The sequence below is a fragment of the Caballeronia choica genome, assembly GCF_001544535.1.
GTDB lineage: Bacteria > Pseudomonadota > Gammaproteobacteria > Burkholderiales > Burkholderiaceae > Caballeronia > Caballeronia choica.
Map to the genome: position 1 here is coordinate 1 of NZ_FCON02000181.1, position 13,412 is coordinate 13,412.

At 58.5% G+C, this 13,412-nt stretch carries 12 protein-coding genes and 1 pseudogene; 4 read left to right on the forward strand and 9 right to left on the reverse strand.

Going from position 1 to position 13,412, the window contains the following annotated elements; translation table 11 throughout:
- Together AWB68_RS38275 and AWB68_RS38280 are read right to left on the reverse strand one after the other, a co-directional pair.
- Window positions 1-242 (reverse strand): 3-keto-5-aminohexanoate cleavage protein (locus AWB68_RS38275; RefSeq protein WP_143282005.1); only part of this gene is annotated, 242 nt, incomplete at its 3' end.
- Between the two features lie 943 nt (window positions 243-1,185).
- Window positions 1,186-2,097: an AraC family transcriptional regulator gene (locus AWB68_RS38280; protein ID WP_087649410.1), complete on the reverse strand. Its 912-nt coding sequence runs from the start codon at window positions 2,095-2,097 to the stop codon at window positions 1,186-1,188.
- 112 nt (window positions 2,098-2,209) lie between these two features.
- Here AWB68_RS38280 and AWB68_RS38285 point away from each other — a divergent pair, with 112 nt between their 5' ends.
- On the forward strand, window positions 2,210-2,575 hold the full coding sequence (locus AWB68_RS38285; RefSeq protein ID WP_087649411.1) for a nuclear transport factor 2 family protein: 366 nt from the start codon (window positions 2,210-2,212) through the stop codon (window positions 2,573-2,575).
- 264 nt (window positions 2,576-2,839) lie between these two features.
- On the forward strand, window positions 2,840-3,121 hold the full coding sequence (locus AWB68_RS38290; RefSeq protein WP_125483181.1) for a hypothetical protein: 282 nt from the start codon (window positions 2,840-2,842) through the stop codon (window positions 3,119-3,121).
- Between the two features lie 80 nt (window positions 3,122-3,201).
- On the opposite strand, the gene AWB68_RS38295 is transcribed toward AWB68_RS38290, so the two are convergent.
- From AWB68_RS38295 to AWB68_RS47400, 4 genes and pseudogenes are all read right to left on the reverse strand, one after another.
- Window positions 3,202-3,426 carry an FmdB family zinc ribbon protein gene (locus AWB68_RS38295; RefSeq protein WP_087649413.1) on the reverse strand — a complete coding sequence of 75 codons (225 nt, stop codon included), beginning with the start codon at window positions 3,424-3,426 and terminating at the stop codon, window positions 3,202-3,204.
- A gap of 178 nt (window positions 3,427-3,604) precedes the next feature.
- Window positions 3,605-4,750 (reverse strand): glutathione-independent formaldehyde dehydrogenase, encoded by a 1,146-nt coding sequence (locus AWB68_RS38300; RefSeq protein ID WP_087649414.1) that lies wholly within the window; start codon window positions 4,748-4,750, stop codon window positions 3,605-3,607.
- 580 nt (window positions 4,751-5,330) lie between these two features.
- A pseudogene (locus tag AWB68_RS38305) lies at window positions 5,331-5,669 on the reverse strand (glutathione-dependent formaldehyde dehydrogenase); the annotation flags it as partial.
- Window positions 5,670-5,969: 300 nt separating this feature from the next.
- Window positions 5,970-6,281, reverse strand: coding sequence for a hypothetical protein (locus tag AWB68_RS47400; protein ID WP_125483182.1), 312 nt, complete (start codon window positions 6,279-6,281; stop codon window positions 5,970-5,972).
- 903 nt (window positions 6,282-7,184) lie between these two features.
- Between AWB68_RS47400 and AWB68_RS38315 the strand changes: the two genes are divergently transcribed.
- Together AWB68_RS38315 and AWB68_RS38320 are read left to right on the forward strand one after the other, a co-directional pair.
- A complete protein-coding gene (locus tag AWB68_RS38315) occupies window positions 7,185-11,339 on the forward strand; it encodes a CheR family methyltransferase (protein ID WP_087649416.1) in 4,155 nt (1,384 codons plus the stop codon).
- 568 nt (window positions 11,340-11,907) lie between these two features.
- Window positions 11,908-12,249, forward strand: a complete 342-nt coding sequence (locus tag AWB68_RS38320) for a hypothetical protein (protein ID WP_087649417.1) — start codon at window positions 11,908-11,910, stop codon at window positions 12,247-12,249.
- Between the two features lie 208 nt (window positions 12,250-12,457).
- Here the strand turns inward: AWB68_RS38320 and AWB68_RS38325 are convergent, their stop codons facing one another.
- From AWB68_RS38325 to AWB68_RS38330, 3 genes are all read right to left on the reverse strand, one after another.
- Complete coding sequence (locus AWB68_RS38325; RefSeq protein WP_125483183.1) at window positions 12,458-12,841, reverse strand: hypothetical protein; 384 nt, start codon at window positions 12,839-12,841, stop codon at window positions 12,458-12,460.
- Between the two features lie 35 nt (window positions 12,842-12,876).
- Window positions 12,877-13,032: a hypothetical protein gene (locus AWB68_RS48530; protein WP_160110144.1), complete on the reverse strand. Its 156-nt coding sequence runs from the start codon at window positions 13,030-13,032 to the stop codon at window positions 12,877-12,879.
- A 107-nt stretch (window positions 13,033-13,139) separates the two neighbouring features.
- Window positions 13,140-13,412 (reverse strand): hypothetical protein (locus tag AWB68_RS38330; RefSeq protein ID WP_087649419.1); only part of this gene is annotated, 273 nt, incomplete at its 5' end.

Below are 13,412 nucleotides of genomic sequence, written 5' to 3' on the forward strand. Positions count from 1 at the left end.
GCGATCAGCTCGTTGAACTTCGACAGGCGCTTGCTGCCCTTGCCGTCGAGTTCGCGCACGTGCAGGTGCAGCACGGTCGCGCCGGCGTTGTAGCAATCCACCGCCTTCTGGATTTGCTGCTCCATCGTGACAGGGATGTCTTCGGGAAAGTCGGAGGGCACCCACGACGGCGCGTACGGCGCGGCCGTGATGATCAGGGGTTGCTGGTTTTCGGTGTAAAGGGAACCGTCGAGAAAATTCATGGCATGGTCTCCAAAGCGGGCTGGGGGGACGGAAAGAAGTCGGGGAGCACTCATCAGCAGGCGTGTCGTCGACAAAGCCGTTGACGAGCAGAACCCCTCTCACCTGTCCCCGATAAATGATTGGGCGTCTTATCTCCGCGTCAGGCACGGTAGGCGCGACGGGAGGTAGAACAGTCCGGCCAAGATACGCCAATCCGACTGGGCGGTTTACGTTTTGGGTGACATTTTTTTATGATTTGACGCCACTCCGCGTTAACACCAGCCCCGCTAAACATCGCGGAGACATCGATTGCGCCTGGCGACGATGCAGTACATCGGGTTTAGTCGCACTAAGGACATTGAGGCGAAGTACCCCGATATGGCGAATAATGCTGATGCATGTCGCCGCCGACGCCAAAATGAACCACTTGCCGACGCGTCGATGATCCGGGCGGCGAGCTCGCAAATGCCGCCCATTCCAGCATGAGGTCGACAGTGGGCCGGTTCATGGGAATCTCGGCATCCGGATCAAAACGGAGTCGGCGACAACAATGCGCAATGCGCGGCGACATCCGTTCAGACAACTGGCCAACCTTTGCGAGTGGCTTTGAAATATTTCCGTGTCCGTTCATGTGTGCTGCGCTCTCTCGCGCCGACCGCAAGCCGACGGGCTAGCGATTCGGCACGCCTTTCGGTAGGATGCCTGGATTTCCAAGTCCATACCCTCGTCGGAACAGGTGTGGGCCCATAGTGGGGGTCCCGCTATGTTGCTGCTGTTGGCCGGCTGGAGGCGACCTAACCGTTACCTTATAGCAGGCCGCGGAATGAGATGAGCAGGTGCCGATCGAATTCGTGAGTCAGTCCCGCCCCTGAAGAGCACGGCGGCGAATGGATCATCGACGGACATTTGCGGGCAGTTGGCGAATGTCTTCTGGTGGCCAATTCTGTTTGCAAGGACTTCCTTTCAGCGACAATAGGGTCTCTCGCGCCGATACTGAATCGGCGAGACGCCACGAGTCGATTTGAAGGCGCGGCTGAAGGAAAATTCAGACTGGTATCCCACTCGCGACGCGATATCGCGAAGTCGCAGATCGGTCTGCTCGAGGAGTTGAGCGGCAATCCCCATGCGCCAGCGGGTTAGATAGCTGTGCGGTGGTTCACCTACTGAATTGCAGAAGTTGCGGGCGAACGCCGCGCGCGACAGACCAGCTTCTTTAGCGAGTTCCTCCAGTGTCCACGCACGTTCGGGTGCTTCGTGCATGCGCGCGAGGACCCGTGTCATGTGCGGCGTGCGCAGCGCCGAAAACCAGTCGTTTGTTGCGGGAGATGCAGCGTCGGCCCAATCGCGTATGAAATAGACGAACAAGGACGAGAGCAGGTTACGAACCACAATCTGATTCCCGAAGTTCGGCGTCTCCACTTCGTTACGAAGCATGCGCAGCGTGTCGCTTAGCGGTGAACATCCAGGCTCCATTCCGGCGCGGAGCGACACGGCTTGTGGCAGCGCCCGTAGAGCGGGAAGCGCCAGATGCTGATCTATGTCGAACTGGCCGCAAATCAGCGTGATGGCCTTTGGGTCGCGGTCGACGACACCATCACGCATTGCCAGGAACGTTTCCAGCGGCATGGCTATGCCTCGCCCTGAATGCGCCACTTCATGTGCGCTGCCACGTGGGAACAAGACCAGTTCACCAGCCTGCAATTCCATGGTTGCCGTCTCGGGTTGGCGAACGAAAGCACGTCCTTCCGCCACGAAATGGAACACCAAGGCATCGCGAGGTTGCACCTCGAACCCCCATGGGCCTGCCACACGTGTCCGCACCAGCATCAAGCCGTCAGCACGGACTGCTTTCAACCAACCGTTTAACGCATCCATGACCGTATCCTAGCAGAATGAGACGAACTGCTATGTTTTAGCGCCGTATGGGTATGGACCATCTTCCAAAGAACGATTCCAATGGGACTGCGTAAAACTCAGAGGCGAAATCATGAACAGGGATCACGTCCTACAAGTGCTCGACACTATCTACGAGAAGATCTTCAACAATGGCCAGGCGGACCTGTATCCGGGATTCGTGAGCGGGCCATACATTCAACACAATCCGCTTTTTCCGGATGGGCTCGACGGCATCCTGGGCTACATCAAGCAGGCCGGGCGCATTCCATGCGAGGTTAAACGGATTGCGATAGATGGAAATCTTGCTTTTGTGCACGTGCGCTACCTGGAATGGGCCGGTCAGGAGACTGCAGGTGTTGACATCTTCCGTTTCGATGCAGACGGCAAGATATTGGAGCACTGGGACGTACTGCAGCCGGTGCCGAAGACGGCTAGCAATGCGAATACGATGTTCTGAACGGATGACCGAGAGGCGGTTTCCTCCCTTCAGGTTTATTCGAGGCCTGCCCGCACCACCCATCGCGCGCTCCCAGTCCAAGGACATGGGCAAGCGTCGAACGATCCTTAAGTGGAACGGTCGTCTGAATAGCCGTTCGATTGAGGTCGTGACGTACCGCTCCTGGCCGCGTCCGGCAGTTCGCGGTCGGTGTTGCGCGGCGCAGTCCGCGTTGAAAGGCAATACCGCATAAGGTGCCTGTCTAAATACGACGGATTCCGCCGCGTGGTTCGGAAGGTCGGCGGCCGGGTCGGAACTGCTCTCGCGCAGCGGCAAATCCATACATCCCTGAACAGGTCGCTTCCTGATGTGGCGGCGGCGATTGAGCGCCTGCCGTTCGTGTGGGATGCGGAACTGACTGTCGACGAGCCGACCGGGCAGTCGTCATTCGAGCGCCTGCAACTACGCGCTCGCACGAAAATGGTCAATGGCATGCGCGTGCGCGCCGCAGCAAAGCTGCACCCGGCCCGGCTCTACATCTTTGATCTGCTCGCGGCGCAAGAGTGAGACCCTTTGGGCGCTCCCCGCAGCCAGAGAAAGAAATGCTCCGCGACAACGGCCGTACCCGAGCGCGCGGCAAAAGAGGGCTAACCGCAGCAGAGGCAACCGCCTCGATGAGACATGCCGTAGCCGCCGGCATCACCCGCGCCGTCGCCGGACGAACTTGCGCCGCCCACGCTCGGTGCCGCGATCGTCACGCGCGCGGCCGGCGCGCCGCATTGCGGACACGCCGCGGGATCGTCGCGCTCGGCGATGCGGCGAACAACTTCGAATGCGCCGCAATCCGCACAATCGTAATCGTAGACAGGCATGACGTTTCCACTCGAAGAAGGGCCAAGCGCGGTCATCATCGAGCGCCCCTGAACGACAGGGATACGCTCGGGTCGCTCGCATTGGTCCAGTAGAAAGTGGCGAACCGGGCCGATTGGACCTTCTTCGAACCCGGCTTTCGGGCGGCATCCGCCATAAGCTCACACATGAGAAACGCTCTCATGCCCCAGGCTTCAGGATGACTTTCGTCCAGCCGTGGTCACGCGAGTCGAAGTGCTGGTAGGCCTCCGCCGCCTTGCTCAGTTCGATCTCATGTGAAACGATAAACGAGGGTTTCGCCCTTCCCGCATGAATCAGGTCGCGCAGCTGGCGGTTGTAGGCTTTGACATTGCACTGTCCGGTGGCGATATGCTGGCCCTTGAACCAGCACGTTCCCCAGTCGAACGCGATCTCGCCCTTCTTGGCCAGGTCATCAGATGCGCCGGGATCCTGTGGCGTGAATACGCCGACCACACCAATGCCGCCGGTGAACTTCACCGATTGGACGAGATTGTTCATGGTCAGATTGGGAATCTCGTTTCCGGCGGGATCATGGCATTGATAGCCGACGCACTCGCAACCGACATCGGCGCCCAGGCCATGGGTAAGCTCCAAGACGCGATCGACCGGATTGCACTTCGAATCGTCGATGGCCACCGCGCCTATTGATTCCGCCAGCTGGAGCCGATCGGGATGGCGATCGACCACCATCACATTGCAGGCGCCCTTGATCATCGCTGCATGTGCGGCCATCAGCCCCACCGGACCCGAGCCGTAGATGACGATGGCATCGCCCGGCCGCAGGCCGGCAAGCTCGGTGGCATGCCAGCCGGTCGGAAAGATATCGGCCACCATCACATAGTCGTTCTGCTTTTCCTCGGCATCGGGCGGCAGCTTCAGGCAGTTGAAATCGGCCCAGGGCACACGCAGGTATTCCGCCTGTCCGCCCTGATAAGGCCCCATGTCGGCGAAGCCGAAGGCCGCGCCGGCCATGCCCGGCTGAGGATTGGCGGTCAGGCAGAATGCGGTCAGTCCCTTTTCGCAATTCCGGCAATGGCCACAGCTGATATTGAATGGCATGCAGACCCAGTCCCCGACTTTAAGGCGCTCAACGGCCGGCCCCACTTCTGTGACCTGGCCGAGGTTCTCGTGTCCGAACACTCTCCCCTTTTCGAAGTCGGTCCTGCCTTCGAACATATGCAGGTCCGAGCCGCAGATATTGGTGCTTCTGATCTGCACGATCACATCAGTCGGCCGCTCGATTTTGGGATCGGGCACGTTTTCCACGCTGACATCGCGCGGCCCTCTGTAGACGACAGCTTTCATCATGTTTCTCCGGTTACACGCATGCCTGCCTGACCCCGCTCCCTCGATTGCCGGGATTCGTGAGTCGGCCCACACAGCGTTACCACATGACCCTCCGCTGATGCAGCCAGGCGTCGTACCGGTTCCGAACACCGGCGCGTTGCCAAGCCGGCCGACCGAGTGCTAAACCTTTCATTTTCAGCGTCTTTGACGTCGTCCCAATGCTACCTTCCAGCCGCGGAGGGTTCTCTCCATCGGATAAGCCGGCCGATTCGCACGGGCATCCCTTGCGGCAGCAATGCATATTCCAGACGAAAGCGATCGAGCAGGACGCGACGCGTATATCTGTGCAATCCCACGCGCTTCGCGTGACATATCGCAGGGTCGTCGTTACGCAGCTCGCCCGCATCCGACGCCGACACGGGGTAGCGCGCTAAGCCGATGCTCGCACCCGACCGCGGCACGCAGGCACGGCGTCTGGATTGACTCGGCTGCATGCGTACTATGAAGTGGCGCGCGACGCGCGCGGCTTCATCTTCGGGCGCGTCAACGATGAAAATTACAGAATCGCCACGCGGGTGCGCGAAACATGGCCTCGCGCCTACGGCTTCAGCACAACCTTGATGCAGCAATCCTCTTTGTCGCGGAAGGTCTTGTACATCGCGGGTCAAGGTGGAGCGAAACTGGGTGCGTGATTACGAACGACGGATCAATCTGTCCTTCTTGAATGCGTCGCAATAGGTCGTCTGTCCAGCGGTTCACGTGTGTCTGACCCATGCGCCGGTCAGACTCTTGTTCATCGAAGCGCCGAACGGGATCTTGTCGATCAGCCCGCGGTACTGGCCAGGCACAGACAAAGGTGCCCGCCGGACGGCAAACGTAAATCATTGCGCAGCACGTGCGGCCGGTCGATTTCCATCATCACGGCCTGCTTCGCGCGGGTCAACCTCCATAGTTGGTGAGCAGTCGTCTCTCGCTGTTTTCGGCCGGCAACAAGCCGGCGACCGTAGCACGTCCAGCATTAGCCGTTCCGTGTAGAGGTCAGAGTCACTATGCTCTGGAGTGACAGGCTCCGTCAGCGCATGGTTGTGCGCTTACTCCCGTAGTGACAGTCGGGCGGCGCCGATCGACTACGCGATAACGCTCCTATTTCGATGGTCGCTTACGGGAAACGCAACAGTCATTCGGGCGACGACTTCGCCATGGTGACAAACGACCGCTTGTGGCCCGGTTGCCGAAATCAACGTTCAGCATTTTGCCAACGCGGCGAGTCATCGACACGATCGCTTGGACCATTTTCGATGAAATCGTCCTCAAAGCTCTGACCGATCAACTCATCATAATTCGCTGGTTCGCTACTGACGATGGCTCGGAACATTTGAATCAATGCGTTGCCATCTTGCAGATGTGCCACTACGACGCGAGCAGTGCGCAAAGACACAGACTCCCGTACTGGCGGCGCTGCACTTCCATCCTGAAGTTCGAAAGCAAAACGATGGACCTCTTCATGCCCTTCAGGAAGTGTCGTATGACCCCAAATTGTTGCTTTCATGGTTCGCTGTCAATGGATTCTTTTTAGTCGAAAAGCAAATAGCGTGCCTTTTGTTGCTTTCGCTCGATTGGGGAAGCTGATGGACAGTCGTTGCCGCGGCCGCGTGGTGAATGATTGAAGCCTTGCAACCGAACTAAGGCGTAGCCGCGCGGCCATGAAAAAGCCCGCTTCAACAGCGGGCTCTGAAATAAAACTGAGTTACTGGGGCGCGGTCCCACACTTTGATGCGATGCGCGTTACGGCTTCGATGCATCGTCGGCGGCGCCTTTAAGATCTTCCTGGCGTTGCGCAAATCCTTAAGCACTTCGCCCTCCGCTTGTTGAGTCTCGCCCCTTCGCTTCCTGCGACGGGTCCTTCGTCATCTTTCCGACGCCGTCATTGATCTCTCCTTTGACCTTTTCCCCGACACCCTGCACCTGGTCCTCACTCATGTCTAGCTACGGTTCGCCTACGGCATGCAGATCTTCCATATCCGCACAAGGAAGATGCCGCGTCGTCCTCATCAACGATCGCTTCGTGGCGAAAAGCGCTGTGGCGGTTTGCCTCGACGCGAGGCGTCCCGACTTTTTTTGAGCTTTGCCCGGACATACCAAAGCATTCCGTCCCGGCACGAAGCACGACGGCTCGTGTCGATTCACGACTGCCATGTCAGCGAGTTCCTTCAATTGGCAACTCCGTAGCACAACCGAGCTTGCGAATGGACTCGCGCTTGATCGGTACTATTTGCGTCGTCGCCTGTCAGTTTGCGTGCGATGGAAGTTTTTCCCGAAAATTCCCTGACTGTTTCGGCGATCTTTTGTTAAGACAACGTCCGTGACGCTCGTGGTGTACGCTTGACGAATCAATCGTCCACGCATTCAAATTCAAAACTGCCGATAAGCGTGGTAATCAAGATCGTCCGTCATGACAAGCAATAAAGCGCCTGAGCCTTCAGTTGACCCGCCCGATGTGACTCGATCTGTCACGCCGTCGCTGGAGTTTCCGATCGTCGGCATCGGGGCATCGGCCGGCGGAATTCAAGCGCTGACGCGCCTGTTTGAGCACATGCCAAACGACGCGGGCATGGCGTTTGTGATCGTACTTCATCTGTCGCCCAAGCATGAAAGCCAGGCCGACACCGTGCTCCAGAGACTCACGAGCATGCCGGTCGTGCAAGTCCTGCAAGCGACTCAGATCGAAAAAAATCATGTCTATCTCATCTCGCCGGCCAACGACCTGTCGATGAATGACGGCTACCTGAGCGTGACGCCGTCGAATCGCGAACCAGGACGACCGGTGGCGATCGACCTGTTTTTTCGCAGCCTCGCCGAAGTACACCGCACCCGCGCGATCAGCGTGGTTTTGTCGGGCTTTGGCAGCGACGGTACGATTGGAATAGGGCGGATTAAGGAGCATGGCGGCGTCACGATCGCGCAAAGTCCCGAGGACGCCGAATGCGATGAGATGCCTCGCAATGCCATCGCAACGGGCCTGGTCGACATTACGCTGCCGGTCGTGGAGATCCCGCAGAAACTTATCGAATTACGCGACAACGCGCGAGCGATTCAGTTGCCTCCCGTCGCCGACGACCGGCCCCTAATAGCATCGTCGGCGAATAATAGTGCAGCGCCGCATACAGCGTCGATCGAGGAAGACGCGCTGCAGAAAATCCTTTCTACGCTGCGCGCCCGCACCGCGCATGACTTCCGGCACTACAAGCGCTCGACGGTTCTGCGACGCATTGAACGCCGGCTGCAAGTCAACGCGCTTCGAGACTTACCCTCGTATCAGCGGTTTCTCGACGCTCACCCGGAGGAGTCCGCGGCATTGCTTAAGGACATGTTGATCGGTGTGACCAATTTTTTTCGCGATCGGGACGCTTTTGAAGCCCTTGAGCGCGAAATCGTGCCGCGCATCTGCGAAGACAAGTCCGATGACGACTCCATCCGCGTCTGGGCCGCGGGCTGCTCCACCGGAGAAGAAGCGTATTCGGTCGCGATGCTGCTTAACGAATGTGTTGCGGAAGCCAATAAAGGCTGTGCGATTCAAGTGTTCGCCACAGACATCGATGAGAGCGCTATCGAGACGGCGCGCACGGGCAACTATCCATCGCCCATTGTGACCGACGTTCCGCCTGCCCGGCTTCGAAAGTTTTTTACGCTCACGCACGGGCGCTACCTCATCAACAAATCCTTACGGGAACAGGTTCTGATTGCCGCACACAACCTCCTGCGCGATCCGCCCTTCTCTAAGCTCGACCTGGTGTCATGCCGCAACCTGCTGATCTATCTGGACCGTACGGTACAGCGACAGGTCTTGGAGACGTTTCACTTCGCGCTTGAACCGGGCGGCTATCTTTTCTTGGGCAGTTCCGAGTCGGCTGAGATTGCCGATGACCTTTTCGCCGCCATTGACAAGAAGAACCGGATCTATCGCGCGAAGAAGTCGGCGAGCGCGCGAACTGCCCCGACGTTACCGTTCGTCGGCCCACTGGCGCAGCGGACTCACTTCAGTACAATAAAACCAGCGATCGGCCGCACGGACTCTTCGTTCGCGGCCCTGCACCGAAGCGCGATGGAGCATTATGCGCCGCCTAGCGTGCTGATCGATCGCGACGGGGAAATCCTGCATATGTCAGAGGATGTCGGCCGGTTCCTCCGATACGTCGGTGGCGAACCGTCTCACAATCTGCTCACCCTGATTAATCCGGACCTACGAGTAGAGCTCCAAACCGCTCTCTTTCAGGCGCTGCGTCGTGGCAAAAGCGTCGATGCAGAACGCGTGAGGTTCGCGCGTGGTACCGCTCTTTCCTACGTCAATATGACTGTGCGCCCGTTCTACAATGCCGCCGGTGGAGACGTCCTTGCAGTGTTCTTCGATGAGGCGGAGGAGACGACGTTGCCCGAAGCCTCCGAAGTCGGTCCGACTGACGAAAGTCCCGTCGTGGCTCACCTCGAGGCCGAAGTACGGCGGCTGAAGGAGTTGTTGCAATCGACCGTCGAGCATTCTAACGTCTCGAGCGAGGAGCTAAAGGCCTCCAACGAAGAGTTGCAGGCGATCAACGAAGAAATGCGTTCAGCGTCCGAGGAGCTCGAAACCAGCAAGGAAGAACTGCAGTCGGTCAACGAAGAGATCGTGACGGTCAATAGTGCGTTGCTGGCGAAGGTGGAAGAGACCGCGAAAGCCAACGATGACCTTCAAAACTTGATCGCCTCCACTGGCATCTCGACCATCTTTGTCGATCGTTCGATGCGCATCAAACGCTATACGCCCGCTGCCGTGGGACTATTCAACCTAATCGAGACGGATATCGGTCGTCCTTTGCTCGATTTGACGCACCGTCTGAATTATCCGGAGCTCGCCGCAGACGCAAGAAGCGCATTCGGGGACTTGAAGTTAGTGGAGCGAGAAGTTAGCACTATGGACGGCAATCGGTTCCTCGCTCGCGTGCTGCCATACCGAACCATGGACGATCGTATCGACGGTGCCGTGCTCACGCTGATCGACATCACCGAAAGACGCCGGGCCGAGACAGCGGCCCGGTCGAGCGAAGAACGTCTGAAGCTCGCTGCGTTGACCACCGACGACTACGCAATCATTGTGCAAGATTCGGACGGCACGATCCTCAGTTGGAACCGAGGAGCGCACCGCATGTTTGGCTTTGAAGAACACGAGGTCGTGGGCAAGCCGATCGATCTCATATTCGTCCCGGAAGACCGGCCGAGCGCACCGCTTGCCGAACGTGAAACAGCCAAGAAGGAAGGTCGTGCCGAGGACGAACGTTGGCATCTCAGAAAGGACGGGAGAAAGATCTATTGCAGCGGTGTCATGACGTCGATCGACACGGTCGGCTTCAAGGGTCTTGCGAAAATAGCGCGCGATTTAACCGACCGTAAGAGCGTGGAAAGTCAGCAGCAACTTCAGCTGGCGCTCGAGCGGGCCATTCGTGCTCAGGCGGAGACGGTGAACCGCCAAAAGGACGAGTTTTTTGCGGTACTGTCGCACGAGCTAAAAAATCCGCTTAACCTAATTCACGTCAAGGCTGAGTTACTGAGCCGTTCGCCCGAGGTGAAAGATATTGCGCTGGTTCAGGATGCGGCGGACGCGATTCAACGCTCGGTCCTTGGGCAATCCAAGATCATTGACGACCTGTTGGATCTTTCGCGGGTGCGTACTGGCAAGTTGGCGTTGCATTTCTCGCCGGTCAATCTTGCATCTGTCCTTCGAGCGATTGTCGAGGCGAGTGAGGCGGAAGCCGCGAACAAGCAAATTCGAATGGTAGTGTCAGGCGTTGACGCGCCGTTGACGATTCAGGCCGATCCGGTACGCCTGGAGCAGATGATTTGGAACGTGATGCGCAATGCCTTGAAGTTCACGCCGCACGGCGGACGCGTGAATCTGTCGCTCACGCGCGATGATCGATACGTCTGCGTCGAGGTATGCGATACGGGGCAAGGCATCGCTCCTGATTTCCTGCCGAAAGTCTTCGATATGTTCAGTCAAGCGGATGGCGGCGGCAGACGTGATCGAGGCGGATTGGGCATCGGCTTGTCGCTCACCAAACAACTGGTTGAAATGCACGGCGGACGCATTGAGGGCACCTCGGCTGGATTGGGACAAGGATCCTGTTTCCGGCTATGGCTGCCTTATCTTCCTCCATCCTCATCTGTGTTCCCCGCGGGTAAAGCCGCTGATGCCAGCATTCTGAAGGGGCTGCGCGTACTTCTTGTCGACGATTCCCTGGAAGGCCTCGAAGGGTTCCGGACCTTGCTTGAATTAGAAGGGGCGCAGGTCAGAGCGGAATCGAGTCCCGAGGCAGCTCTTGAGGCTGCGAGCGAAAACGAGTTCGATCTCATACTGTCGGATATCGGCATGCCGACGATGAGCGGCTATGAACTGATTGCGAAGTTGCGACAACTGCCGACGTGTAGAGCGGTTCCAGCGATCGCTTTAACCGGTTTCGGACGCGAGCAGGACGCTGCCGAGGCACTGCGTGCAGGGTTCGATGCGCATTTGGGCAAGCCCGTGTCGCTGAACGCGCTACTCGTGGCTATCGGCGCAAACTTGGGAAAGGAGTAGCGAATATTGAGTCGATGCACGAAGCGTTTTCTAAAGTCGATGTGGCACAGAACAGCCTTAAAAGTGCTCCCTTACAGCAGAGGTTCATTCTCAGCAGACCATTGCCGCTCAATTGCTGGTCCGCTTTCAGAACAAGCGGCCGTTCAAACGTCAACCCAAAAGCACGGGCGAAGGGCTGGAATTGGCCGGGTGCTGCCTCTTGCGATCGACCGTGACCGACCGCCGCCACAGTTCAACCATTCGTCACCTGAACGGCTGCATACCAGCGGCAGCAGTCATATGCCCACTGATGGAAGACAAGTTTTCAGCCACCGGCGACGTCCCCGCCGAGTCGTTCCACGCTGACCGTTGACGTTCATTCGCCTCACCTATGTCGACTTCGCGTTATCGCGGGCCATCCATGTCATCAATGACTTGAATGGCTGATCCGAGCGCGGCTTGTGTGCGGTTGCCTACACAGGGGAAAGAAAGCAGCCTGGTATATACTCCCCCGTGCAACTCCTGATCGTACCCTCATACTTTTGAGGTCGAGCCCGAAATCAAAAACGAACCCTCTGAGGGACACGTCTTGTTCAAGTTTATCGCGGGCCTATTCAGGAAGAGATCGACATCGGTTTCGACCACGCGCCGCGCACAGTGGGCCGCAGTCAAGGCGGCCGTCCAGAAATCGAACGACGCCCGCCTGATTGAAGTGGTCCGCGACGCCGAAGAGCAAGCGCGCGAAGTCATCGCGGACAGATATGGCCGCGCCGCGCTCATGTTCCCGGCGGACAAGCAACTCGACGAACTGTGCGGCGTCGCGCTGGATCTGATCCAGGCGTCGAGCGGATACCGCGCACACCCTGAAGTGCGCCACGCCTTCGCCGCCGTCGGCTTTGTCGCCACCAAAGCTGATCCCGTGACGAGATAGCGATCCACGCGGTCGTGTCGAAAGTCTCAAACTGGCCGACTACCGCCTGTCGTCGATCGGCGCCGCGTCCCGCTGCGGGTGCGCCGAATAACATTGACACTGATCGACCACACCTCCAATGCGACGCTTCGGCGCCGTTTCCTTTTGCGGCGCGCGTGCACGGTGCGCCCTATGTGCGCCCGGGGTTCGCGCATGGCACGCGGCGCCCTTATTGGCCCAGGCTTTCCGGTCGTTCGTGAACAGACTGTTCATCTGATTGCGCATTGCCCTTCCCGTTTGATACCTGCCTGTTGGCGCCATTCGCAACGTCTAATATTTGCCACGCGTGTTGGTCGTGATAGTCCAGGAGATCCGCCAATTCCGTTCGCATCTGCTCCCGATCTTCGGCCGCACAATCCTTCCAGTCGCGCTCGGCTGACTCAACTTCCCGCCGCCATTTGGTGCGCTGTTTGCGTTGCCTATCGAGGCGCTCGGTCAGCTTGTTACCCATCGATTTGCAGAATAGAGTTTCGATTTTTATGGGGCCAGATAAAACATCGCTGCTACTGTCACCGTCTTTTACAACAGCAACGTCATGGCAGACCTGCTGCACGACGTCGGCGCCTTGGTACTTGGTGGCGTACCCAATCACTTGATGGCACTGCGCCCGTTGCTTGGGTCGTTCCGCTTTTCTAGCGCCGCCTTGATTTCCTCCGACGCCATCCGGGACAGGACCGCATCGGCCCACATCTCCGGGTCTTGATTCGTCAGCGTCAATAACGGCATGACGGTGAACGTCGGCACCTGAGCGACGGCACGCGGCCGTCCGCCTGGCCGTCCGCCTGACGACCATGCGGCAGGCGTAAAGCTCTGTCCCTGCCGATCAACCGCTCCAAGCCTGCCGCGACGCGTCACTGAATTGGCGGAACCACGCCGAGCTTTTCAGCCAGCATCCTCTCGTAGACACCGAAGTGAAAATTGACCTCTTCCTGAGTGACTACGGTCACGAAAATATTGATCTGCGCGGGCTGCAGGCCTAGGACCGTCGCGATCACCGCTTCCAGCTGCGGCGCGCATAGCCGGTCGTCGGCGAACGTGGTGCCGACGGCAATCTCGTAAGCGGATTCCTGCCGGAATACCACTTCAACCAGCCGCGCACGCGCGCTCATGTTGCTGTCGATCGC